Annotated in this window: 21 protein-coding genes and 1 pseudogene; 4 read left to right on the top strand and 18 right to left on the bottom strand. The window is 63.8% G+C overall.

Annotation, left to right across the window (positions count from 1 at the left end):
• Window positions 1-23: 23 nt before the first annotated feature.
• Window positions 24-1,307 carry a Zn-dependent hydrolase gene (locus CKW22_RS15455; protein ID WP_095064367.1) on the top strand — a complete coding sequence of 428 codons (1,284 nt, stop codon included), beginning with the start codon at window positions 24-26 and terminating at the stop codon, window positions 1,305-1,307.
• A gap of 120 nt (window positions 1,308-1,427) precedes the next feature.
• Here the strand turns inward: CKW22_RS15455 and CKW22_RS15450 are convergent, their stop codons facing one another.
• From CKW22_RS15450 to nhaB, 5 genes and pseudogenes are all read right to left on the bottom strand, one after another.
• A complete protein-coding gene (locus tag CKW22_RS15450; protein WP_095064366.1) occupies window positions 1,428-2,387 on the bottom strand; it encodes a ribonuclease Z in 960 nt (319 codons plus the stop codon).
• A gap of 17 nt (window positions 2,388-2,404) precedes the next feature.
• On the bottom strand, window positions 2,405-2,851 hold the full coding sequence (locus CKW22_RS28155; RefSeq protein ID WP_050506093.1) for an NUDIX hydrolase: 447 nt from the start codon (window positions 2,849-2,851) through the stop codon (window positions 2,405-2,407).
• Window positions 2,846-3,145 (bottom strand): annotated as a pseudogene (locus tag CKW22_RS28150) (NIPSNAP family protein); the annotation flags it as partial. The pseudogene CKW22_RS28150 and the gene CKW22_RS28155, both read right to left, overlap by 6 nt.
• Before the next feature lie 81 nt (window positions 3,146-3,226).
• Entirely contained in the window at window positions 3,227-3,778 is a 552-nt protein-coding gene (locus CKW22_RS15440; protein ID WP_077068357.1) for a lipocalin family protein, read from the bottom strand.
• 172 nt (window positions 3,779-3,950) lie between these two features.
• Entirely contained in the window at window positions 3,951-5,453 is a 1,503-nt protein-coding gene (gene nhaB / locus CKW22_RS15435) for a sodium/proton antiporter NhaB (RefSeq protein ID WP_033696714.1), read from the bottom strand.
• Between the two features lie 151 nt (window positions 5,454-5,604).
• Between nhaB and CKW22_RS15430 the strand changes: the two genes are divergently transcribed.
• Window positions 5,605-6,417, top strand: coding sequence for a crotonase/enoyl-CoA hydratase family protein (locus CKW22_RS15430; protein WP_047581826.1), 813 nt, complete (start codon window positions 5,605-5,607; stop codon window positions 6,415-6,417).
• Between the two features lie 34 nt (window positions 6,418-6,451).
• Window positions 6,452-7,282, top strand: coding sequence for an NAD(+) diphosphatase (nudC, locus tag CKW22_RS15425; protein WP_033696716.1), 831 nt, complete (start codon window positions 6,452-6,454; stop codon window positions 7,280-7,282).
• On the opposite strand, the gene CKW22_RS15420 is transcribed toward nudC, so the two are convergent.
• The 13 genes from CKW22_RS15420 to CKW22_RS15360 all read right to left on the bottom strand — a co-directional run bounded on the left by CKW22_RS15420 (window position 7,250) and on the right by CKW22_RS15360 (window position 22,464).
• On the bottom strand, window positions 7,250-8,029 hold the full coding sequence (locus CKW22_RS15420) for a TSUP family transporter (protein ID WP_033696718.1): 780 nt from the start codon (window positions 8,027-8,029) through the stop codon (window positions 7,250-7,252). The two genes, nudC and CKW22_RS15420, sit on opposite strands and share 33 nt — an antisense overlap.
• Before the next feature lie 143 nt (window positions 8,030-8,172).
• Window positions 8,173-9,003, bottom strand: coding sequence for an alpha/beta fold hydrolase (locus tag CKW22_RS15415; protein WP_095064365.1), 831 nt, complete (start codon window positions 9,001-9,003; stop codon window positions 8,173-8,175).
• A 182-nt stretch (window positions 9,004-9,185) separates the two neighbouring features.
• Window positions 9,186-10,532 carry a glutamine synthetase family protein gene (locus tag CKW22_RS15410; protein ID WP_077068516.1) on the bottom strand — a complete coding sequence of 449 codons (1,347 nt, stop codon included), beginning with the start codon at window positions 10,530-10,532 and terminating at the stop codon, window positions 9,186-9,188.
• A gap of 15 nt (window positions 10,533-10,547) precedes the next feature.
• Window positions 10,548-11,099 (bottom strand): helix-turn-helix domain-containing protein, encoded by a 552-nt coding sequence (locus CKW22_RS15405; RefSeq protein WP_033696721.1) that lies wholly within the window; start codon window positions 11,097-11,099, stop codon window positions 10,548-10,550.
• A complete protein-coding gene (locus tag CKW22_RS15400) occupies window positions 11,092-12,381 on the bottom strand; it encodes an FAD-binding oxidoreductase (protein WP_095064364.1) in 1,290 nt (429 codons plus the stop codon). The genes CKW22_RS15405 and CKW22_RS15400 overlap by 8 nt, the downstream gene beginning before the upstream one ends.
• Window positions 12,382-12,489: 108 nt before the next feature.
• On the bottom strand, window positions 12,490-14,448 hold the full coding sequence (locus tag CKW22_RS15395; RefSeq protein WP_095064392.1) for a DNA topoisomerase III: 1,959 nt from the start codon (window positions 14,446-14,448) through the stop codon (window positions 12,490-12,492).
• Between the two features lie 155 nt (window positions 14,449-14,603).
• Window positions 14,604-15,038, bottom strand: a complete 435-nt coding sequence (locus tag CKW22_RS15390) for a GNAT family N-acetyltransferase (protein WP_033696724.1) — start codon at window positions 15,036-15,038, stop codon at window positions 14,604-14,606.
• Window positions 15,031-16,197: a cupin domain-containing protein gene (locus CKW22_RS15385; protein WP_095064363.1), complete on the bottom strand. Its 1,167-nt coding sequence runs from the start codon at window positions 16,195-16,197 to the stop codon at window positions 15,031-15,033. The genes CKW22_RS15390 and CKW22_RS15385 overlap by 8 nt, the downstream gene beginning before the upstream one ends.
• 81 nt (window positions 16,198-16,278) lie before the next feature.
• A complete protein-coding gene (purB, locus tag CKW22_RS15380; RefSeq protein ID WP_033699922.1) occupies window positions 16,279-17,649 on the bottom strand; it encodes an adenylosuccinate lyase in 1,371 nt (456 codons plus the stop codon).
• A 189-nt stretch (window positions 17,650-17,838) separates the two neighbouring features.
• The gene (hflD, locus tag CKW22_RS15375; protein WP_033696726.1) at window positions 17,839-18,465 is read right to left on the bottom strand and encodes a high frequency lysogenization protein HflD; all 627 of its coding nucleotides are present in this window, start codon (window positions 18,463-18,465) and stop codon (window positions 17,839-17,841) included.
• Window positions 18,462-19,586, bottom strand: coding sequence for a tRNA 2-thiouridine(34) synthase MnmA (mnmA, locus tag CKW22_RS15370; protein ID WP_095064362.1), 1,125 nt, complete (start codon window positions 19,584-19,586; stop codon window positions 18,462-18,464). Before mnmA ends, hflD begins: the two co-directional genes overlap by 4 nt.
• A 59-nt stretch (window positions 19,587-19,645) precedes the next feature.
• On the bottom strand, window positions 19,646-20,086 hold the full coding sequence (locus tag CKW22_RS15365) for an NUDIX hydrolase (protein ID WP_095064361.1): 441 nt from the start codon (window positions 20,084-20,086) through the stop codon (window positions 19,646-19,648).
• A gap of 152 nt (window positions 20,087-20,238) precedes the next feature.
• The gene (locus tag CKW22_RS15360) at window positions 20,239-22,464 is read right to left on the bottom strand and encodes an NADP-dependent isocitrate dehydrogenase (RefSeq protein ID WP_095064360.1); all 2,226 of its coding nucleotides are present in this window, start codon (window positions 22,462-22,464) and stop codon (window positions 20,239-20,241) included.
• Between the two features lie 414 nt (window positions 22,465-22,878).
• Between CKW22_RS15360 and icd the strand changes: the two genes are divergently transcribed.
• Window positions 22,879-24,135, top strand: coding sequence for an NADP-dependent isocitrate dehydrogenase (gene icd / locus CKW22_RS15355; protein WP_033696730.1), 1,257 nt, complete (start codon window positions 22,879-22,881; stop codon window positions 24,133-24,135).
• Window positions 24,136-24,145: the final 10 nt, after the last annotated feature.

The following is a 24,145-nucleotide window of genomic DNA, read 5'->3' as shown; positions in this document are numbered from 1 at the left end:
AGAAATGCCTGAGGAGAACGATCATGACCCCAGCCAAGCAAGTGCTGCATTCCACCCAACGCCACGTCGACAGCGCGCGCCTGTGGCAATCGTTGATGGACCTGGCCCGCCTCGGCGCCACGGCCAAGGGCGGCGTCTGCCGCCTGGCGCTGACCGACCTCGACCGCCAGGCCCGTGACCTGTTCGTCCAGTGGTGCGAGGCGGCCGGTTGCAGCGTCAGTGTGGACGCGGTCGGCAACATCTTTGCCCGCCGCCCGGGGCGCAACCCCAAGCTGCCCCCGGTGATGACGGGCAGCCACATCGATACCCAGCCCACCGGCGGCAAGTTCGATGGCTGCTTCGGGGTGATGGCTGGGTTGGAGGTGATCCGTACACTCAACGACCTGGGCGTGGAAACCGAAGCACCGCTGGAAGTGGTGGTGTGGACCAACGAGGAAGGTTCGCGCTTTGCGCCTTGCATGATGGGCTCGGGGGTGTTTGCCGGGAAGTTCACCCTGGAAGACACCTTGGCCAAGCGCGATGCCCAGGGCGTCAGTGTTGGCGAGGCGCTCAACGCCATCGGCTACGCGGGCCAGCGCGCCGTGCTAGGCCACTCGGTGGGGGCTTATTTCGAAGCGCATATCGAGCAGGGGCCGATTCTCGAAGACCAGGCCAAGACCATCGGCGTCGTGCTTGGGGCCTTGGGCCAGAAGTGGTTCGACCTGACCTTGCGCGGTGTAGAGGCCCACGCAGGCCCGACGCCCATGCACCTGCGCAAGGATGCCCTGGTGGGGGCGGCGGCGGTGGTCGAGGCGGTCAACCGCACCGCCCTTGGCCATCAGCCGCATGCCTGTGGCACGGTGGGTTGCTTGCAGGCCTACCCTGGGTCGCGCAACGTGATTCCGGGTGAGGTGCGCATGACCCTGGATTTTCGCCACCTTGAAGGTGAGCAGCTGGATGCGATGATCGCCGAGGTGCGTGGGGTGATCGAAAGCACTTGCGCCAAGCATGGCCTGGCGCATGAGCTGACCCCCACGGCGGATTTCCCGGCGTTGTACTTCGACAAGGCGTGTGTCGATGCGGTGCGGGATTCGGCAGATACACTGGGGCTGGCGCACATGGATATTGTCAGCGGCGCCGGGCATGACGCGATCTTTTTGGCTGAGCTGGGGCCGGCGGGGATGATTTTTGTACCGTGCGAGAATGGCATCAGCCATAACGAAATCGAGAATGCCACGCCGGAGGATCTGGCGGCGGGGTGTGCGGTGTTGTTGCGGGCGATGCTGGCGGCTTCGGAGGCGATTGCCAGTGGGCGGTTGGCGGCTTAAAGCCGCTAGGCCCTTGGTTTGCGGTTTCAGCGCCCATGAGATCGAGCGCCGCGCGGGCGGTGCCCGATCTCATGGGCGCCACACCCCCAACGGCATGCACCTGTCAGCCCAACCCCAAATCTACCCAACCGCCACCAGACACCCATCGCGCCCAATGTGATACCGCTGCAGGTCCCGCGCCAAGGTCAAATGCCCGTGGTAATGGGCCAGCGCCTCGACCCGAACATCATCAATGGATGGACTACGCCGCGAATCACTCTGATACCGCGCACTGAAATGCGTCAGCACCAGGTTACGTACCCCTGCGGCCTCGGCAAACCGTGCCACTTGCGCCGCCGTGCTATGGCCGAATGTAGCCCCCGTGCGTTCGACGATCGCCTGGGTAAAGGTCGCCTCATGCACCAGGACATCCACGCCCTTGGCGACCTCCGTCAGCAGTTCGGGCCTGTCGTTGTCACCGCACACAATCACTCGCCGTGCCGCTCGCGACGCACGCAGGTAGTCATGCCCGTGCAGGGTTCGCCCCTCATGTTCCACCGACAGCCCCTTGGCCAGGTCACCCCACAACGGCCCGCGAGGGATGCCCTCGGCATCCAGGCGTTGCACGTCCAGGCGCGGCTCAGGGTTGAGCTCGGTAAACACGAAGCCAACGCTCGGCACCCGATGCGACAACTGCACGGTACTGACCTGCAGCGTCTCGCTACGCCAGTCAGCCAGGCTCTCTACTGCCAGCAGGCGCACTTCGAAAGGCAGGTAGCTGTCGCTGGCAGCCAGGCTCAGCCTCACCCAATCATGCAGCGCAGCGGGCAGGATCAGGTCCAGCGGCTGGGTACGCCCGCTCATTCCGGCACTGGCCAGCAAGCCCGGCAGGCCGAAGCAATGGTCGCCATGAACGTGGGTGATGAAGATGCCGCGCAGGTCGCGTATCGATAACGGCGTGTGCAGGAGCCGGTGTTGCGTGCCTTCGCCGCAATCGACCAGGTACCACTGGCTGCCGCTGGCTTCGATCACGGCGGTGGCACTGACGTTGCGGGCCTTGGTCGGCACACCGGCACTGGTGCCTAGAAACAGCAGGTCCATGATCTGCCTCCTTCAGTTCAACCGAGCAGCGACAGGTCGCGCAGCATGGCTTGCAACCCTTCGGGGACAAGCGGGCCGATACTGTCGAAGTCGGCGCTGTCGCACCACTTGGCGCGAAAAGGGTTGCCGTTGGATTCGCGGCCTTCCAGCCACGGCTGCTGGTACAAGCTGGCGTCATCGAAGCGGGCATCGAAAACCTGCACAATCTCATGCCCCGGTGCACCGGCATAGGTGAACAGGCTCTCCAGCGTACCAAGCAAGCGCACATCGCTGATCGACTGCCCCAGTTCTTCTTCGATTTCCCGGGCGATGGCTGCACTGCCCCGTTCACCAAACTCGATACCGCCACCGAGCGGTCGGCACAGCGTCCGTTGCGTCACAGGGTCATCGAAGACGTTGACCAGGATCTTGCCCTGGTGATGGAACACGCACAGGGCAAGTGAGCGAATGCGCGGCTCGAGCAGTGGCTTGAGGAAGCTGCGCTCATAGCTGAGGATAAACCGTTGCTCAGTGGCCAGGGCCACCGCGGCGATGCATTCGGGGTCGGTCTCCGCCTGTTTGCGGTATTGCTCGTAGGCCGCCAGGCTGGGAAAACTGAACAGGCAGTAGGCAACATTGTTGGCGCCTTCGGCAGGCAGGAAGTAGCCGTGGTGCTTGCCGCCCATGCGCGTAACCAGGCCCATCCACAGGCGCGAATAGGCCTCGAACGCTGGCAACTGGTAAGGGTCGACGGTGTATTTGACGTGGCAGGTGATCAACGGCTCGTTCCTTCGAGGGGATGCGGGGCGCACACCTTAGCTTGATTGCCCCGCGTCGTCGACGAGCAGCCGTGCGGCGGGCTAGCCCTCCTGGCGCCAGATCAGCTTGCTGGTGTCATAGCCTTGCTTGCGGGCTATCGACAGCAGCTGTTCGCGCTCCTGGTCGGTGACCGCCGGTGTGCGCGAAAGCAGCCACAGGTACTCGCGGTTAGGGTGCCCGACCAAGGCTACGCGGTAGTCCTTGTCGTGGTAAAGCACCCAGTAGTCACCCTTGGTCAGGCCCGGTGCCAGGCGGCTGAACCAGTTGTCGAACTGCACCCAGAGCTTGTCGGTCTTGCCTGGCTGCTGGGCTTCGGCGATGCCCTTGGCTTCATTCCATTGGCCGTCCTTTTCCTTGCAGCGGTTGTTGACGTCGATGCGGCCGTCCTCGCGCAGGCCGTAGTGCGCTTCGGATTGCACGCAGTTGCGCTGGAAGAACATCGGCAGGCGTGCCAGCTCGTACCAGGTGCCTTGGTAGCGTTGCAGGTCGACCTGCTGCGTGGTGGGGGGCGTCTTGTGTTCGTCGTTGGACCCGGCGCAACCGATCAGGGCAAGGGTCATGCAGGAAAGCAACAGTGCCGAGCGCATCGCCATGGCGAACCTCCTTGAAGCGGATGGGGACTTACTGTGATTCGATGCTGGGTAGGGGGAAAAGTTGTATCGGGTTGGGTGTGGGATGTTTGTCTTTAGGATTGCAGCGTCTGAGATCGAGCGCCGCGCGGGCAGCGCTCGATCTCACAGACGCAGCAAAACCCAAGCCAGGCCCTCACAACCAGTAGGTCACCGCCCACCACCCCAGCCCACCCATGACCACGGTATAAGGCAAGGCCATCCACACCATTCGGCCATACGACAGCCGGATCAGCGGCGCAACCGCCGAGGTCAGCAGAAACAGGAACGCCGCCTGCCCATTAGGGGTCGCCACGCTCGGCAGGTTGGTACCGGTGTTGATCGCCACCGCCAGCGTCTCGAAATGCTCGCGGCTCATGCCACCATTGAGAAACGCCTGCTTGACCTCGGTAATGTAGATGGTAGCGACAAACACGTTGTCGCTGATCGCCGACAGCAAACCGTTGGCCAGGTACAGCATGCCGGGTTGTTGTTCGGCGGGTAGCGCCAGTACCCAGGCGATCAGCGGGCTGAACAGCTGCTGTTGATGGATCACCGCGACCACGGCGAAAAACACCACCAGCAGCGCGGTGAACGGCATGGCGTCCTGGAAGGCACGGCCTAGGCGGTGCTCATCGGTAATGCCGGTAAACGCGGTGATCAGCACGATCACCAGCAGGCCCACCAGGCCAACCTCGGCAATGTGCAGGCCCAGGCAGATGATCAGGATCAGCGCGGCGCTGCCTTGCACCCACAGCGCGGCTCGCTGTGCCGCGGTGCGCGCGGCATCGTCTTCGGCGGCGTAGGCGGCCAGTACCTGGCGCACACGCTCGGGCATCAGCGTGCCGTAGCCGAACAGGCGCAGTTTTTCCAGCAGCACACAGGTCAGCAGCCCGGCGCCGAGCACCGGCAACGACACGGGCGCGACCTTGAAAAAGAAGTCGGCGAAGTGCCAACCCATCTCATGGCCGATCAACAGGTTCTGCGGTTCGCCCACCAGCGTGCACACGCCGCCCAACGCGGTACCGACCGCACCGTGCATCAGCAGGCTGCGCAGGAAGGCGCGGAACTGGTCGAGGTCTTCACGGTGCAGTTGGGGGATCTGCTGGTCGCTGTCGAGCGCGCTGTCTTCGCGCGGGTTGGCGCCGGAGGCGACACGGTGAAAGACCGCGTAGAAGCCTACCGCAGCGCTGATGATCACCGCCGTAACCGTCAGGGCATCGAGAAAGGCCGAGAGAAACGCCGACAGCACGCAGAACAGGACCGACAGCAGCGCTTTCGAGCGCACGCCAAGCAGGATCCGCGAGAACAGGAACAGCAGCAGTTCCTTCATGAAGTGAATACCGGCAACCATGAACATCAGCAGCAGGATCACCGGGAAGTTGTGCTGCAGTTCTTCGTACAGCGCCTGAGGCGTGGTCATCTCCAGCAGCAGTGCTTCAACCAGCAACAATCCGCCAGGCATCAGCGGGTAGCACTTGAGCGCCATGCCCAGGGTGAAGATGAATTCGATCACCAGCACCCAGCCCGCCGTGACCGGGCCTGCAGTCAGCAAAAGCAATGGGTTGAGCACCAGGAACAGGCCGATGACGGCCTTGTACCAGAGCGGTGACTGGCCCAGGAAATTGTGCGCGAGCGCGCCGGCCACGGAGCGTGACATGAATATGTATCCTTATAATTCGGCAATGCCGCACGGTGCCGGATCGGGCCGCCTTAGGCAAGGTGTGCAGTCCCGTTTTTGGCACAAGTGCGGCCTCGCGGCTGGGTTACCATCCTGCGCTATGAACCCTTCAACCGCAGGAGTGCCGCACGTGACCGAGTACAGCGCGTTCAAGGTCGAACTGACCGACAACATTGCCCACGTTCAGATCAACCGCCCGGAAAAGGTCAACGCCATGAACGCGGCCTTCTGGGAAGAGATCATCGACATCTTCCAGTGGGTCGACGACACCGATGCCGTGCGTGCCGTGGTCATCAGCGGTGCGGGCAAGCATTTTTCCGCCGGCATCGACTTGATGATGCTGGCCTCGCTCGCTGGCCAGATGGGCAAGGACGTCGGCCGTAATGCGCGCTTCCTGCGCAGTACCATCCTGCGCCTGCAGGGCTCGTTCAACGCCGTGGACAAATGCCGCAAGCCGGTGCTGGCGGCGGTGCAGGGCTACTGCATTGGGGGCGCCATCGACCTCATCTCGGCGTGCGACATGCGCTACTGCAGCCAGGATGCGCAGTTCTCGATCAAGGAAATCGACATGGGCATGGCCGCCGATGTCGGCACGCTGCAACGTTTGCCACGTATCATCGGCGACGGCATGATGCGTGAGCTGGCATTCACCGGGCGCAACGTCGAGGCCGATGAGGCGCTGCGCATCGGCCTGGTCAACCGCGTCTATGATGATCAGGCCGCGCTGCTCGACGGGGTCTTTGCCATTGCCCGCGAGATTGCCGCAAAATCGCCGATCGCCGTGGCCGGCACCAAGGAAATGCTCAGCTACATGCGTGACCATCGCATTGACGATGGCCTGGAGTACATCGCCACCTGGAACGCCGCGATGCTGCAGTCCGAAGACCTGCGCGTGGCAGTGGCGGCGCACATGAGCAAACAGAAACCGACGTTCGCCGACTGACAGCTCGGGGGGCGCTCAGCAAGGAACCCCCAACATGTCAGCACGCTGGACTACCGCAGTACTCGACCCGCAGATCACCGGGGGCTGGGCCGTCGCCCGCAGCCCGGAAGGGTTCCTGGTGGACGACAACGGCGCGCTGTTCCCCCGCGAGTGGCTCAAGCGCCAGGACCTGGACGTACTGTGCGAGCATGGCATCGGTCACTTCGATGGCCAGCCGGTGTTCCTGCTCGAACTGCGCACCGCCACCGACGTGCCGGGGTGTGCCTGGCGTGGGTTGCGTGCGTTCATGCTCGAAGGCGACTTCGCCCTGTACAAGGTGCTGGGCTACGCCGCGCAGATCGGCACCTGGGCCCGCGAACACCGGTTCTGCGGCAGTTGCGGCCAGGCGATGACGCAAATCCGTTGGGAGCGGGCAATGTATTGCCAGCCGTGCGACCTGCGCAGCTACCCACGCATTTCGCCGAGCATGATCGTGCTGGTCACCCGCGGTGACGAGATTCTGCTGGCGCGCTCGCCGCGTTTTGTCACCGGTGTCTACAGCACCCTGGCGGGCTTTGCCGAGCCAGGCGAGTCGGCCGAGGACTGCCTGGTACGCGAGGTGCGTGAAGAGGTGGCGGTCGAGGTGCAGAACATCCAGTACGTTGGCAGCCAGTGCTGGCCGTTCCCCCATTCGATGATGCTGGGCTTCCATGCCGAGTACGCGGGCGGGGAGATTGTGATGCAACCGGACGAGATCGAGGACGCCCAGTGGTTCAGCGTGCACGACCTGCCGCCGCTGCCGGCCGGGCGTTCCATCGCCCGCTACCTGATCGACCTGTATGTGGCTCGGCGTCTAGGCCTGCCCGAACCAGTGCTGCCACGCTAGGCGCACGGTCAAGGCCAGCACCACGGTGATGAACACCGGGCGGATGAACTTGCTGCCGCCGCTGATCGCCGTGCGTGCGCCGAAGAAGGCGCCGACCATCACCGACAGGCCCATGGCCAGGCCGACGATGTAGTCCACCTGCCCGGAAATGATGAACACCGTCAGCGCCGCGATGTTGCTGACGAAGTTCATGCTGCGTGCCACGCCGCTGGCGCGCACCAGGTCGATGGGGTACAGCAGCAGGGTGCTCACGGTCCAGAACGCGCCGGTGCCGGGGCCGGCCACGCCATCGTAGAAGCCCAGGGTGAAGCCTTGCGGCACTTGCCATTTCTTCTTGATCGGCGCATTGGCATCCAGCGGTGCCTTTGGCGTGCCGCCGAACAGCAGGTAGACCCCGCAGGCGAAGACCACCACCGGCAGCATCTTGTTCAGCCATTCGGCGGGCAGGTAGTGGGCGATCACTGCGCCCAGCGAGGCGCCGACCAAGGTGGCGAACAGTGCCGGGCGCCACTGCGCAGGGTGGAACAGTTTGCGCTTGTAGTAGGTGAAACCGGCGGTGGCCGAGCCAAATGTGGAGCTGAGCTTGTTGGTGCCCAGCACCAGGTGCGGTGGCATGCCGGCCGTCAGCAATGCCGGCGTGGTGAGCAGGCCACCACCGCCGGCGATGGCGTCGATGAAGCCGGCGACGAAGGCGACCAGGGCCAGGATCAGCAGTGTGAGGGGTTCTACGGTGAGTTCGAAGGGCATTGGTATCTGGCAGGCAGGGAGGCAAGGGTGCGGCAAACGGCCGCGCTAGAAGTGGGACATGGTAATCCTGACGAGTGGGTGTTGCCAGTGCGGGCCGTTTCGCGGGTAAACCCGCTGCCATAGGGACCCGCACTGGCACCGCTTCAGTTGCGGATGAATGCCAGCAAATCGGCATTGATCACATCGGCATGGGTGGTGGGCATGCCGTGCGGGAAGCCTTTGTAAGTCTTCAGCGTGCCGTTAGGCAGCAACTTAGCTGACAACGGGCCGGAATTCTCGTAGGGCACGATCTGGTCATCGTCGCCATGCATCACCAGAACCGGTTGGTTGATGCCCTTCAGGTCTTCGGTGAAGTCAGTCTGCGAGAACGCAACGATGCCGTCGTAGTGCGCCTTGGCGCTGCCGATCATGCCCTGGCGCCACCAGTTGCCGATGATGCCTTCAGCAGGTTCGACGCCAGGCCGGTTGTAGCCATAAAAGGGCCCTGTCGGCACGTCGCGGTAGAACTGCGCCCGGTTATCTGCCACCTGGGCCTGGAAGCCGTCGAACACCGACTTGGGCAGGCCGCCCGGGTTGGCAGGTGTTTGCACCATCAGCGGTGGCACGGCGGCAATCAGTACCGCCTTGGCGACCTTGTCGCCGGGGTAGCGCGCCATGTAGCGCACCACTTCGCCGCCGCCGGTCGAGTGGCCTACATGCACCGCGCCCTGGATGCCCAGATGTTCGACAACGGCCGCCACGTCGTCGGCGTAGTGGTCCATGTCATGGCCGTCCCACACCTGGCTGGAGCGCCCATGGCCGCGGCGGTCGTGGGCGACCACCCGAAAGCCCTCGGCCAGGAAAAACAGCAGCTGGGCGTCCCAGTCGTCGGCACTCAGCGGCCAGCCGTGGTGGAAGTGGATGACCGGCGCATCGCGCGGGCCCCAGTTCTTGTAGAAGATCTGAACGCCATCCTTCGTGGTTACGTAGCTCATGGTCGCGGCTCCTCTGTGCAGGGGGATTGCCAAGTGAGCTATTGAGAATAGGAGAGATTTTGGTCTTGTCAGTACCGGCCCTTTCGCGGGGCAAGCCCGCTCCCACTACAATCTCCAACCTTGTGGGAGACCTGTGGGAGCGGGCTGGCCCCGCGAAAGGGCCAGCACTGACAATCAAGTCATTACAGGAACCATCGATATTCTCTGGCACTGACCTCCTGCATGAACGCCAGATGGTCCTGACGCTTGTTCTCGCAATACACCATCACGAACTCTTCGCCCAGCCCCTCATTCACCGCCGGGTGATTGCGCATCGCGGCTACGGCGCTGAGCATGTCCTTCGGAAAGTCGATACCGCTGCCACGGTCTTCGTTCAGCGGCGCAATCGGCTCCCGCGCCGCATCCAGCCCATGCTCCATGCCACACAGGATCGCCGCCAGCACCAGGTACGGGTTGGCGTCGGCACCCGCCAGACGATGCTCGATGCGTAAATTGCGCGCATCGGACTCGGGAATGCGGATGCACGCATCGCGGTCCTCGAAGCCCCAGCTCGCACGGCTGGCAGCGTTGACCATGGCGCCATAGCGGCGAAATGCATTGTGGTTGGCGGCAAAGATCGGCATGCAGTGCGGCAGGGTCGCCAGGCAACCTGCCACCGCCTGGCGCAGCGGGCGCTGCCCGTCGGCGGCCAGCAGGTTGTTGCCGTCGTTGTCATACAGGCTTACATGCACATGCATGCCGCTGCCCGGGGCTTGCAGGTAGGGTTTGCTCATGAACGAGGCGCGCAGGCCATGCTTGAGCGCCACGCCACGGGTGCTGCGGCAGAACAGGGCTGCCCAGTCGGCGGCGCGCAGGCCGTCGTCGCAGTGGCCGAAGTTGATTTCGAACTGGCCCGGCCCAAGCTCCGCGGTGATGACATTGGCGTCGACACCTTGCGCGTTGGCCGTTTCGACCATGTCGCGCAGCACATCGCTGAAGCGCGATAGCCGCTCGATGTGCATGTTGGGCTGATCGTCCGGGTCATCGCTGAACGGGTCGCGCGGAAACTGTGGCAGGCCTTCCTTGAGTGCCCGCTCAAACAGGTAGAACTCCAGTTCGAACGCCACGACCGGGCGAATGCCGCGCCGGGCCAGGCGCTGCAACACGCGGGCGAGCACTTCTCGTGGCTCGAACTCGATGGGCGCTGCGGTGCCATCGGAGCTGATCAGCATCTGGCCCAGCGGCTCGCGCTCCCAGGTGACCGGCTTGAGGGTGCCGGGGATCAGGCGCCGCAGCGCATCCGGGTCTCCATCGTTGAAGCAATAGTCGCCAATCGGGAACAACCCGCCCTGTACCCCCAGCAGCACGCAGTTCTGTGGCAGTTTCAGCGGGCTGCCGGCGGCGACCTTTTCCAGCATGTCGATGGGGTAGCGCTTGCCGTAGAAATGCCCGGGGATATCCAGGCTCAGCAGGTCGACGTGGCGTACGTCGGGGTAGCGGGCACGGAACGCGCGTACTTCACTGAGCAGATCGGGAAAACCTGTGGTGATGGTCATGCTGTGCTCTCATCGGAAGACCCAGAGGACCCGGGTCGTCTGGTCGGTCAGGTTGGCGTAGCGGAACTGGTTGTGCGGGGGGAGCTGAAAGCTGTCGTTGCGCCGCAGCGTCACCGCCTCGGCGTGGCCTTCGCGCCAAAGCGTCAGCTCGCCTTCGAGGACGAAGCCGCCTTGCTCGGAACTGTCGTTCAGGTGCCCCTCGCCACTGCTGGCGCCAGGCGCCAGGTGGCTTTCGAGCATGGAGAAGCCGCCATTGAGGGTGGGCGATACCAGCACGTCGCTGATGCCCTCGGCGTAGTAGATCGTGCGCCGTTCACCGGGCCGGGTGACCCAGTCCAGCGGGCGCGGCTGGCCGGCCTGGTAGAAGTAGGTGGTCGGCACGTGCAGGGCTTCGCTGATGGCCGTCAGGTCGGCCACGGTCGGGCGCGACAGGCCGCGCTCGACCTGCGAGAGAAAGCCCAGTGAGCGCTTGACCTTGCCGGCCAGCTCGTCAAGCGTCAGCCCGCGGTGCTTGCGCAGGTCGCGGATCAGCACCGCCAGTGTTTGAACTTCATCAGACATGGTCGCGCAACCTGTACCAGGCTTTGGCCGCGGCCTCCAGCGGTGCGGCTATCAAGTCGCCGCCAGGGAAGCGACCGTTGTCGATGCCTTGGTACAGCGTCAGCAGGTCGTCGTTGCCGAGGATCGCATCGCTGACCGCCCGCGCCCCAGCCAGGGTAGGCAGCACGCCATGACCGGAGAAACCCTGCAACCAATAGCGCTGGCCGTCACGGCCGATGTCGGGCGTGCGCTGGATGCTGCAGTCGATGTGGCCGCCCCAGGCAAAGTCGATGGCCACCCCAGCCAATTGCGGGAACACCCGTTCAAGGTAGGGGCGGGTGGCGCCGGCCACGTCCTTGGGGATGCCGCCCAGGTAGGTGCAGCCGCCGCCGAACAGCAGGCGGTTGTCGGGGGTAAGGCGGAAATAGTCGGGCACGAACTGGTTGTCGATCACGCAGCTGTTGCGCGGCAGTAATGATTTGGCGAAGTCGGCTTCCAGTGGCGCGGTCGTTACCTGGTAGGAGCCAACGGGCAGCAAACGGCGCGACAGTGCCGGGTCGAGGCGGTCGATGTAGGCGTTGCAGGCCAGCACCAGGACCTGGCTGTGCACCTCGCCATGGCCGGTGCGGGTGACATACCCGTTGCCGGTCTTCTGGTAGTCGAGCACCTGGCTTTGCTCGAAGATGTGCCCGCCGGCTGCCTCGATAGTGCTGGCCAGGCCTTGGGCCAGCTTGAGCGGGTTGAGGTGTGCACCTTTGGCGTCATACAGCGCAGCCTGGTAGCGCGGGCTGTCGATCCACTGGGGCAGCTCATCGCGCCCAATCAGGCGCAGGGCGTCATAGCCCCACTTGGCCTGGGCGTCATGCAGGGCATCCTCAAGCATCTTCACCCGCCGTGGCAACACGGCGGTCCACAAGCTGCCAAGCCGATAGTCGACATCGAAACCATGGCGTTGCGGCAGTTCACGCATTTCATCGGCGGCCCAGCACATGCTGTCCCACAAGCGCCTAGTGCGTTCGATGCCGAGGGCTTTTTCCAACGGCGGCATGTCGCATGACCAGCCCAGCAACGCCTGGCCACCGTTGCGCCCGGACGCAGCCCAGGCCACACGGCTGGCTTCCAGCAGCGTCACTCGCTTGCCGGCCATGGCCAGGCGCAGGGCGGTGTGCAGGCCGCTGAACCCGGCGCCGACAATCAGCACGTCAGTGTCGTGTGGGCCTTGCAGAGTAGGGCGTAGAGGAATAGGGGTGGGGTAGGTCTGGGCGTAGTAGGTGGCAATGTGTTGCGCGGATTGCTTGAACATGCCGGGGCCTCATGAAAATTTTTATCATTATTTTCATGAAAATTTAGCAGGTAAATTTCACGGCGCCAGTTTGTTTGTCGGGTTTTGTGGTTTTGGCATTGCAAGGGGTCAGGTTGCCGCCTTTTTCCTCGGTTGCCTTGGCTTGCCTGCGGCCGCCTTGCTTGCGGTGGTTTTGCCTTTCCCGCCGCCCCGGCGCTTCTTTTTCCAGGGCGGCGCGGCGCCGGCTGCCGGCCCTGTGATGGTCATGCGCATGCCGCTGCAGCGCTCGACCAGCTTGCCCATCCAGGCCGACTGCCGGGCGACGAACTCTTCCAGGCTCATTTCACCGCTCTGCACCATGTCCAGGGCCTGCTCCCAGATTGCCGTGGTGCCGGGGTCGGCGATAGCGCGTGGCACGGCGTCGATCAGGCTGAAGGCCGCAGGCGTCGCGGCCAAGGCCTTGCCGCTCTTGACCAGGTAGCCGCGGTCGAGCAGGCCCTGGATGATGCTGGCCCGGGTCGCTTCAGTGCCGATGCCGGTGGTTTCCTTGAGCTTCTGTTTCAGCCGAGGGTCATCTACCAGTTTGGCGACGTTCTTCATCGCCTTGATCAGGTCGCCTTCGGTGAAGGGCTTGGGTGGCTGGGTCCACATGTCCTTCAGCTGCAGGCCTTGCACGTTGCAGTCCTGGCCTTCGCGCAAGGCTGGCAGGACCTGGGCTGGCGCTGCCTCGCGGCCTTTGGCCGGGGTCAATGCCTCGGGCAAGGCACGCCGCCAGCCAGGCTCGACGATCTGCTTGCCCACGGCGCGCAGGGCATGGCCCGCACAGTCGAAATCGGCCTGGGTGCGGTCGTACTCGTGGTTGGGCAGAAACTGCGCCAGGTAACGGGCACGTATCAAGGTGTAGACCGCTTTGTACTTGGCGGGCAGGCGCGCGGGGTCGCTGGCCGCTGCTGTGGGAATGATGCCGTGGTGGGCACTGACCTTGGCATCGTTCCAGGCACGGGAGCGGCGCTGTGGCTCAAGGTAAGGCTGCAGCGGCGCAAGGCTGCTATCGGCGCGCTGCAACGCTGCGAGAATGGCGGGCGCCTCGGCGTGCTGGCTCAGTGGCAGGTAGCCGCAGTCGCTGCGCGGGTAGGTGATCAGCTTGTGGGTTTCGTACAGGGCCTGGGCGATGTCGAGGGTTTCCTGGGCGCCGAGGCCAAACTTTTTCGAGCACAGCTCCTGCAGGGTGCCCAGGTCGAAGGGCAGGGGGGCAGCTTCGCGCACGCGTTCTGTCGCCACCTTGACCGCTCGGGCCGTGCCCGCGTTACTCATATCGGCGGCAGCCTGTTGCGCCAAGGCCGGGTTGAGGCACCGGCCCTGGTCGTCACAGGCGTCCTCCGGGGCCCGCCATTGGGCATTGAAGCCTTGGCCGGCATGTTCGAGTTGCACGTCGATGGCCCAGAACGGCACTGGCACGAAGTCGGCGATGCTGCGATCGCGGTCCACCACCAGGCGCAGGGTCGGCGTCTGCACCCGGCCTACCGGCAACACCCCTTGGTAGCCGGACTGGCGGCCGAGCAAGGTAAACAGCCGGCTCATGTTCATGCCGATCAGCCAGTCGGCACGGGAGCGGCCCAGCGCCGAGTGGTAAAGGCTGAACGTCTCCTGGCCGGGCAGCAGGCGCGCCAGGGCCTTGCGGATGGAGGCATCGTCGAGTGCCGACAGCCACAAACGCTGGATCGGCCCGCGGTAACGGCAGTGCTCGACCAGTTCGCGGGCGATCATCTCGCCTTCGCGGTCGGCGTCGGTGGCGATCACCAGTTCGCGCGCTTCGCCGAGCAGGCGCTTGACGGCCTTGAACTGGCTGGCGGTCTTGGGTTTGACCAGCATCTTCCATTTTTCGGGAATGATCGGCAGGTCGGCGAGGTTCCAGCGCTTGTAGCGTTCGTCGTAACTGTCGGGCGGGGCGGTTTCGAGCAGGTGGCCAATGCACCAGGTCACGCAGACATCGGTGCCTTGCCAGCAGCCGTCGGCCTTGCGAGTGGCGCCGAGTACTTTGGCGATGTCTTTTGCCTGGGAGGGTTTTTCGCAGAGGAACAGGCGCATGGCCGCAAACGCTTCATCGGGGGTGATGGGCACTAGGATGCGCAAGCAGGGGCGCAGAGGCAAGTTTTATCTGGATGGATGTACAGGTTCTGTCGGTCGAGATGTTTTGCCTGCGCTGCCCCTTTCGCGGGGCAGTGCAGGCAAACGCTTAGGGATCAGGCGATTTCGCGAGAGTCGCGCACCATGTCCACATGCGGGATGCCGGCTTCAAGGAACTCTTCGCTGACGACGCGAAAGCCCAGGCGCTCGTAGAACGGCGTGGCGTGCACCTGGGCACTGAGTGTCTGCTGCTTCAGGTCGCGCTGCTGGGCTTCGATGATGACCGCATTCATCAGTGCATCGCCCACCTTCAGCCCGCGCCAGTCCTTGAGTACCGATACTCGGCCGATAGTGCCGTCGGGCAGCAGGCGGGCGGTACCGATCGGGTAGTCACCCTCCAGGGCCAGGAAGTGCACCGCAGTCGGATCGTCCGAGTCCCACTCGAGCTCTGGCGGTACGTGCTGTTCGGCAATGAACACCGCTTCACGGATACGCCGGATGTCGGCGTTGTCCTTATGCCAGTCGGCGAGGCGCACACGAATCTTATTCATTGGCGAATCCCAGGCTTCCTTGTTTGATCAGCTGCTGTACCAGCATAAGGCCATCTTCATCCTCCAACCACTCTGCAAGGTTTTCGATGTGTAACGCGTCCGCCGCACAGACCAGCTTCAGCAGCTCACGCAGCTTGGCGGGCAGTGGGCAGCTACGGCCGCTGGCGAACAGCATCAGGTCGTCATTGAGCTCTGACCAGGCCATGCGCGCACTTGGGTTACGGATCAGGATGGCGCCATCCTCAAGGGCTTCGATCAGCTCTTTCTCGTTCAGCTCTTCACCCACCACCTGCTCCGGGTAGCGCGGCTCGGTCATGAACTGGCCGAACCAGGTCAGCAGCAGGTCCTTGTCACCCATGTGCTTGTCGAGCAGGCCCTTGAGGCGGTCGAGGGCATCGTGCTGGATCTGGTGCGGGTCGCTGACCGGCTGCGCGTCGGCGTCGCTGTAGCGCTCTTCGTCCGGCAGGAACTGGCCGAGGAAGTCGGTGAAGTGGGTCAGCACTTCGGCGGCGCTCGGGGCACGGAAACCGACCGAGTAGGTCAGGCAGTCGTCCTCGGCTACGCCGTAGTGGGCCAGGCGCGGCGGCAGGTAGAGCATGTCGCCGGGCTCCAGGGTCCACTCACCGCTCTGTTCGAAGTCGGCCAGGATGCGCAGGTCGGCGTGCTCGATCAGCGGGCTGTCGCTGTTGCACATCTGGCCGATCTTCCAGTTGCGCTTGCCGTGGCCTTGCAGCAGGAACACGTCGTAGTTGTCGAAGTGCGGGCCGACGCTGCCACCGGGGGCAGCGAAGCTGATCATCACATCGTCGATGCGCCAGCTGGGCAGGAAGCGGAACTCTTGCAGCAGTTCGGCTACTTCCGGGACGAACTGGTCCACGGCCTGTACCAGCAAGGTCCAGTCACGCTCGGGCAGGGTGGCGAAGACATCTTCCTCGAACGGGCCGCGACGCAGTTCCCAAGGGCGTTCGCCATGTTCGAGCACCAGGCGCGATTCGACTTCTTCTTCCAGCGCCAGGCCGGCCAGTTCGTCGGGTTCGATCGGGCTGATGAAGTCGGGGAAGGCCTGGCGTACCAGCAGGGGCTTCTTCTGCCAGTAGTCGCGCATGAATTCGCGGGCAGAGATGCCGCCCAGCAGCTGCAGTGGAGTATCAGGATTCATGTTCAACCTATTGAAAAAAGGTAATTTTCGTCCGGGAATAAAAACGCCCGGCTAAGCCGGGCGTTGAACGCGACGGTCAGCTTAGATGCGTTTGGCCTGTGCTGCCGCGTTACCGATGTAGGTAGCAGGGGTCAGCAGCTTGAGCTCGGCCTTGGCGTCGGCTGGCATGTCCAGGCCGTCGATGAAGGTCAGCAGCGCTTCAGGGGTGATGCCCTTGCCACGGGTCAGCTCTTTGAGCTTCTCGTAGGGGTTCTCGATGTTGAAGCGGCGCATGACCGTCTGGATCGGCTCGGCCAGCACTTCCCAGCAGGCGTCCAGGTCGGCGGCGATGCGTGCAGTGTTGACTTCCAGCTTGCCGATGCCCTTGAGGCTGGCTTCGTAGGCGATGACGCTGTGTGCGAAGCCCACGCCCAGGTTGCGCAGCACGGTGGAGTCGGTCAGGTCACGCTGCCAGCGCGAGATCGGCAGCTTGCTGGCCAGGTGCTGGAACAGCGCGTTGGCGATACCCAGGTTGCCTTCGGAGTTTTCGAAGTCGATCGGGTTGACCTTGTGCGGCATGGTCGACGAGCCGATTTCGCCCGCGACGGTCTTCTGCTTGAAGTAGCCCAGGGAGATGTAGCCCCACACATCGCGGTCGAAGTCGATGAGGATGGTGTTGAAGCGGGCGATCGCATCGAACAGCTCGGCAATGTAGTCGTGTGGCTCGATCTGGGTGGTGTACGGGTTGAACTGCAGGCCCAGCTCGTCTTCGATGAAGGCGCGGGCGTTGGCTTCCCAGTCGATCTGCGAATAGGCCGACAGGTGGGCGTTGTAGTTGCCTACGGCGCCGTTGATCTTGCCCAGCAGCGGCACGGCGGCCACCTGGGCGATCTGGCGCTCCAGGCGGTACACGACGTTGGCCAGCTCTTTACCCAGGGTGGTCGGCGAAGCCGGTTGGCCGTGGGTGCGCGACAGCATCGGCACGTCGGCCAGGGCGTGGGCCTGGGCGCGGATGGCGTCGGCGATCTGGCGCATCAGCGGCAGCAGCACTTCGTCACGGCCGGCGCGCAGCATCAGGGCGTGGGACAGGTTGTTGATGTCCTCGCTGGTGCAGGCGAAGTGGATGAACTCGCTGACCTTGGCCAGCTCAGGCAGCTGGGCAGCCTGCTCCTTGAGCAGGTACTCGATGGCCTTGACGTCGTGGTTGGTGGTGCGCTCGATTTCCTTGACGCGTTCGGCGTGCTCAAGTTTGAAATCGGTGGCCAGGGTGTCCAGCACGGCGTTGGCTTCGGCGGAGAACGCCGGCACTTCGCCGATTTGCGGGTGGGCGGCCAGGCGCTGCAACCAGCGGACTTCGACCAGGGCGCGGAAACGGATCAGGCCGTATTCGCTGAAAATGGGGCGCAAGGCCTGGGTTTTGCCGGCATAACGGCCGTCTACAGGGGAAACCGCAGTGAGCGAGGAAAGCTGCATGGGGTGTTCTCGGACAGTCAGGCTTTTGGAAGGGCGCATATCATACATGAAAAATGCCTGTAGGAGCGGCCTTGCGTCGCGAAAGGGCTGCGCAGCGGCCCCGGCAATCTATGCTGGGGCGGCGATTCTGGGGCTGCTGTGCAGCCCTTTCGCGACGCAAGGCCGCTCCTACAGGTCCGGCGTTTTTCTTCAGGACGACGTGCGCATCATGTCGTACAGTTCGTTGAGCAGCTTGCGGCGGCTGAACACCAACTGCCAGCGATGGCCGCCCAGTTGGCGCCACAGGCGCGCGGCGCGGATGCCGGCCAGCAGCAGGGCGCGGATCTTCGAGGCGTTGCTGGGCTGCTGCAGGAAGCGCATGTCGCCGTGTACCTGAATACGCTGGCGCAAAGTGCTCAGGGTGTCCTGGTACAAGGCTCCACTGGAAGCGATGACGTTTTCATGAACCAGGCCGAAATGGTCGGCCTGCGACTGGATCTGCGGCAGGCGGTTGCCGATGGTGTCGAGCAGGTCGCCGCGCTTGGCCAGCTGGCGTTCCAGGCCCAGCATCGACAGGGCATAGCGCAGTGGCTCGCGCTGCAGGCTGCTGGGGTCGCGCTCGAGCGCGCCGACCAAGGCGCGGTAACCGTCGCGCAGGTTGAGGTCGTCACCGCCGAACACCTCCAGGGTGTCCTTGGGGTCGCGTACCAGCAGGCTACCCAGCATGCAGCCGATGTTGGCCTCGCTGGCCTGGCCGGTGCGGGCGATGCGGTCGACCAGCACGGCGGCCTGGAACACACCGCCCAGGGCAATCAATTGCTCCTGCAGGTTGCTCATGCGCGCGGGCTCCAGGGCTCGGCGGTCTCGATCACGCCGCCACCCAGGCATACCTCGCCGTCGTAGAACACCACCGACTGGCCGGGCGTCACGGCCCGCTGCGGCTCGTCGAACACCGCGCGGTAGCCGTATTCGCTGCGCTCAAGGGTACAACCCTGGTCGCCCTGGCGGTAACGCACCTTGGCAGTCAGGCGGCGTGGGCTGGACAGGTCGATTGGGTTGACCCAGTAGATGTCCGAGGCCAGCAAGGCGCGGGAGAACAGCCACGGGTGCTCATTGCCCTGGCCGACCACCAGCACGTTGCGCGAGAGGTCTTTGTCGAGCACGTACCACGGCTCGTCACCGGCATCCTTGAGGCCGCCGATACCCAGGCCCTGGCGCTGGCCGATGGTGTGGTACATCAGGCCATGATGGCGGCCGATGACTTCGCCGTCGGTGGTCTGGATTTCACCTGGCTGGGCCGGCAGGTACTGCTTGAGGAAGTCGCTGAAGCGGCGCTCGCCAATGAAGCAGATACCGGTGGAGTCCTTCTTCTTGGCCGTGGCCAGGCCGTGCTTTTCGGCAATGGCGCGGACTTCGGGTTTTTCCAGTTCGCCGACCGGGAACAGGGTGCGGGCGATTTCCTTGCCGCCGACGGCATGCAGGAAGTAGCTCTGGTCCTTGTTCGGGTCCAGGCCCTTGAGCAGCTCGGTGAGCTCACCGGTGTCGCGGCGGCGCACGTAGTGGCCGGTGGCGATCAGGTCGGCACCCAGCGACAGGGCGTAGTCGAGAAACGCCTTGAACTTGATTTCGCGGTTGCAGAGGATGTCGGGGTTGGGCGTGCGGCCGGCCTTGTATTCTTCGAGGAAGTGCTCGAACACGTGGTCCCAGTACTCGGCGGCGAAGTTGGCGGTGTGCAGCTTGATGCCGATGCGGTCGCACACGGCCTGGGCGTCGGCCAGGTCTTCGCGGGCGGTGCAGTATTCGGTGCCGTCGTCCTCTTCCCAGTTTTTCATGAACAGCCCTTCCACCTGGTAGCCCTGCTCCATGAGCAGAAGGGCGGAGACGGAAGAGTCCACGCCGCCGGACATGCCGACGATGACGCGGGTCTTGGCGGGGTCTTTGAGTGCTGGGCTGGTCATGGCTACCGATGTGTATCAGAGGGGAAAAACGCCGATTCTATCAAACCCGAGGCCGCGCGTCAGTCGCGCAGCAGGGCGAGGCTGTGCAGCGGGCCGGCCAGGTAATCGTCGAGGCAGCGCGCCACCAGCTCGCTGCGCCAGCGGCTAGGGTCGGCGAGCAGCTCGTCGCGGGTCAGCCAGACGGCGCGGACGATGTCGCGGTCCAGCCCCAGGTCGGCGTGATGGCGCACCGGGCGTGCGGCGAAGCAGATGCGCTGGTAGGTCACGCCATTGCTGGGTGCGGTGTACAGGTAGATGCCGACCACGCCGGTCAGTTCGACTTCCCAGGCGGTTTCTTCGAGGGTTTCGCGCAGGGCGGCCTGGGGCAGGGTTTCGTTGGGTTCCAGGTGGCCAGCGGGCTGGTTGAAGACATGCTGGCCAGCTTTGAACTCTTCGACGAAGAGGAATTTGCCCTCATGCTCGACGACGGTGGCGACGGTGATATGGGGTTGCCAAGACACGGTCGATTCTCTCCCTAAGTAGCAAGTTTCAAGCTGCAAGCCACAAGTCGAAGCAGTACGCGGGCTGCTTTGACTTGTGGCTTGCAGCTTGCGGCTAAAAAGCACAAACCCCGGTGCGTGGCCGGGGTTTGCGGTGTTACATCAAGCGAACCTTACAGAGCGGCAATGGCGCTGTTGAAGGTCTGGCTTGGGCGCATTACCTTGGCGGTCAGCTCGGCATCCGTGGCGTAGTAGCCACCGATGTCGGCCGGCTTGCCCTGAACGGCGTTGAGCTCGGCGACGATGGTCGCTTCGTTCTCGGCCAGGGTTTTAGCCAGCGGGGCGAAGCGCGCCTGCAGGGCGGCGTCGTCAGCCTGGGCGGCCAGGGCTTCGGCCCAGTACAGGGTCAGGTAGAAGTGGCTGCCGCGGTTGTCGATACCACCGACTTTGCGCGAAGGCGACTTGTTGGTGTCGAGGAACTTGCCGGTGGCTTGGTCCAGGGTGTTGGCCAGGACCTTGGCACGCGGGTTGTCGTAGGTGTTGCCCAGGTGCTCCAGGGAAGCAGCCAGGGCCAGGAACTCACCCAGCGAGTCCCAACGCAGGAAGTTCTCTTCGACCAACTGCTGCACGTGCTTGGGTGCCGAACCGCCAGCGCCGGTTTCGAACAGACCGCCGCCGTTCATCAGCGGCACGATCGACAGCATCTTGGCGCTGGTGCCCAGCTCCATGATCGGGAACAGGTCGGTCAGGTAGTCGCGCAGCACGTTGCCGGTCACCGAGATGGTGTCCTTGCCTTCGCGGATGCGGGCCAGGGAGAACTTGATGGCGTCGACCGGTGCCAGGATACGGATGTCCAGGCCGGTGGTGTCGTGATCCTTCAGGTACTGCTGCACCTTCTCGATCATCACGCCGTCGTGGGCGCGCGCCGGGTCCAGCCAGAACACCGCCGGGGTGTTGCTCAGGCGGGCACGGTTGACGGCCAGCTTGACCCAGTCCTGGATCGGCGCGTCCTTGGTCTGGCACATGCGGAAGATGTCACCCGCTTCGACGTTCTGCTGCAGCACGACCTGGCCTTTGCCATCGACCACACGCACCACGCCATCGGCCTGGATCTGGAAGGTCTTGTCGTGGGAGCCGTACTCTTCGGCTTTCTGCGCCATCAGGCCGACGTTCGGTACGCTGCCCATGGTGGTCGGGTCGAAGGCGCCGTTGGCCTTGCAGTCTTCGATGGTGGCCTGATAGATGCCGGCGTAGCAGCGGTCCGGGATGATCGCCTTGGCGTCCTGCAGCTCACCAGCGGTGTTCCACATCTTGCCCGAGTCACGGATCATGGCCGGCATCGAGGCGTCGACGATGACGTCGCTCGGCACGTGCAGGTTGGTGATGCCTTTGTCGGAGTTGACCATGGCCAGGGCCGGGCGAACGGCGTACAGCGCCTGGATGTCGGCTTCGATCTCGGCCTGCTTGTCAGCTGGCAGGTCCTTGATGCGGGCGTACAGGTCGCCGATGCCGTTGTTGGCGTTGAAGCCCACTTCAGCCAGTGCGGCGGCGTGCTTGGCCAGCACGTCGTTGTAGAACGCTTCGACGATGACGCCGAACATGATCGGGTCGGAGACCTTCATCATGGTGGCTTTCAGGTGCACCGACAGCAGCACGCCAGAGGCCTTGGCATCGGCGATCTGCTCGGCGATGAAGGCTTGCAGGGCCTTGCGGCTCATGGTGGCGCAGTCGACGATCTCGGCAGCTTTGACCGCAGTCTTGGCTTTCAGAACGGTGGTGGTGCCGTCTTTGCCGACCAGCTCGATGCGCAGGCTGTCGTCAGCCTCGATCAGCGCGGCCTTTTCGCTGCCGTAGAAGTCGCCTTGGGTCATGTGGGCAACGTGCGACTGCGAGTCGGCAGCCCAGGCGCCCATCTTGTGCGGGTGCTTGCGTGCGTAGTTCTTGACCGACAGCGGGGCGCGGCGGTCGGAGTTGCCTTCGCGCAGCACTGGGTTGACGGCGCTGCCCTTGATGCGGTCGTAGCGGGCGCGGGATTCTTTCTCGGCCTCGGTGGACGGCTCGTCGGCGTAATCGGGGATGTTGAAGCCTTTGCCTTGCAGTTCCTTGATCGCGGCCTTGAGCTGCGGTACCGAGGCGCTGATGTTTGGCAGCTTGATGATGTTGGCTTCAGGCGTGGTAGCCAGTTGGCCCAGTTCCGCCAAGTGATCGCCTACTTGCTTCTCGGCGCCCAGTTGCTCCGGGAAAGCCGCGAGGATACGGCCAGCCAGGGAAATGTCGCGAGTTTCGACGGCGATGTCGGCCGAGGCGGTGAACGCTTCGACGATCGGCAGCAGCGAGTAGGTGGCGAGGGCAGGGGCTTCGTCGGTGAAGGTATAGATGATCTTGGAACGGGTGGGCATGCGGTTTAACTCTCTATGTGCTGAGCGTACTCGAGTCTCGAGGTGCGCAGGGTAGGCGCTTCGCCCTGGCGACGCCATGAGCGGAAAGTCGAGAGGCTGCGAGCGGTGATGGTGGATGCATCAGTCGAGCGTCAAGTGCTGAACTGCGGTAACAGCCCAGGCTTCGTGGCCGTTCTTGGCCAAGGGCGAGCCGCATTTTCCAAGGGTTCGCCCCGATGACCCTACGGTCGCGGCGCAGTATATCAAACCAATCGGGCTATTCAGCAAGGCGAAGTGACATCGGCGCCATTTATAAGACCAAAGACGTAGGGGCAATGTGGCGCGTTGTCGCAGCGCTTGCAGGTCAGCAGATGTGGTTTAGGCTCAGTGGATCGCACGATGTCCAATCACACCCGAAAGCGGAGTAGTGCAAGCATGGGATACCAGAAAATCAAGGTTCCGACCGACGGCACCAAGATCACCGTCAATGCAGACCATTCGCTCAATGTGCCCGACAACCCCATCATTCCCTATATCGAAGGCGACGGGATCGGCGTCGATGTCTCCCCGGTGATGATCAAAGTGGTGGATGCTGCCGTACAGAAAGCCTACGGCGGCAAGCGCAAGATTGCCTGGATGGAGGTGTACGCGGGCGAGAAGGCCACGCAGGTCTATGACCAGGACACCTGGCTGCCGCAGGAAACCCTCGATGCGGTGCGTGAGTACGTGGTGTCGATCAAGGGCCCGCTGACCACACCGGTCGGCGGTGGCATCCGCTCACTCAACGTTGCCTTGCGCCAGCAGCTTGACCTGTACGTGTGCCTGCGCCCGGTGGTGTGGTTCCAGGGCGTGCCGAGCCCGGTGAAGAAGCCTGGCGATGTCGATATGGTGATCTTCCGTGAGAACTCCGAAGACATTTATGCGGGCATCGAATGGAAGGCCGGCTCGCCCGAGGCGAACAAGGTGATCAAGTTCCTCAAGGAGGAAATGGGCGTCACCAAGATCCGCTTCGACCAGGACTGCGGCATCGGCGTCAAGCCCGTCTCCAGGGAGGGCACCAAACGCCTGGTGCGCAAGGCGTTGCAATACGTGGTGGACAACGACCGCGAATCGCTCACGCTGGTGCACAAGGGCAACATCATGAAGTTCACCGAAGGCGCCTTCAAGGACTGGGGTTACGAGGTGGCCCGTGATGAGTTTGGCGCCGAGCTGCTCGACGGCGGCCCCTGGATGAAGTTCAACAACCCCAAGACCGGTCGCGAGGTCATCGTCAAGGATGCCATCGCCGACGCCATGCTCCAGCAGATCCTGCTGCGCCCGGCCGAGTACGATGTGATCGCCACCCTCAACCTCAACGGTGACTACCTGTCTGACGCCTTGGCGGCGGAAGTGGGCGGTATCGGCATCGCGCCGGGCGCCAACCTGTCCGACACCGTGGCCATGTTCGAAGCTACCCACGGCACCGCGCCCAAGTATGCCGGGCAGGACAAGGTCAACCCGGGCTCGGTGATTCTGTCGGCAGAGATGATGCTGCGCCACATGGGCTGGACCGAGGCGGCCGACTTGATCATCAAGGGCACCAACGGCGCGATTGCCGCCAAGACCGTGACCTACGACTTCGAGCGCCTGATGGAAGGGGCGAAGCTGGTGGGCAGTTCAGGCTTTGGCGATGAGATGATCAAGCATATGTGAGGCAAGAGAA

It is taken from the genome of Pseudomonas sp. Irchel s3f19, assembly GCF_900187555.1.
Lineage (GTDB): Bacteria > Pseudomonadota > Gammaproteobacteria > Pseudomonadales > Pseudomonadaceae > Aquipseudomonas > Aquipseudomonas capeferrum.
The sequence above is the reverse complement of the archived record's forward strand: the minus strand, read 5'-3'. Positions and strand labels throughout refer to the sequence as shown.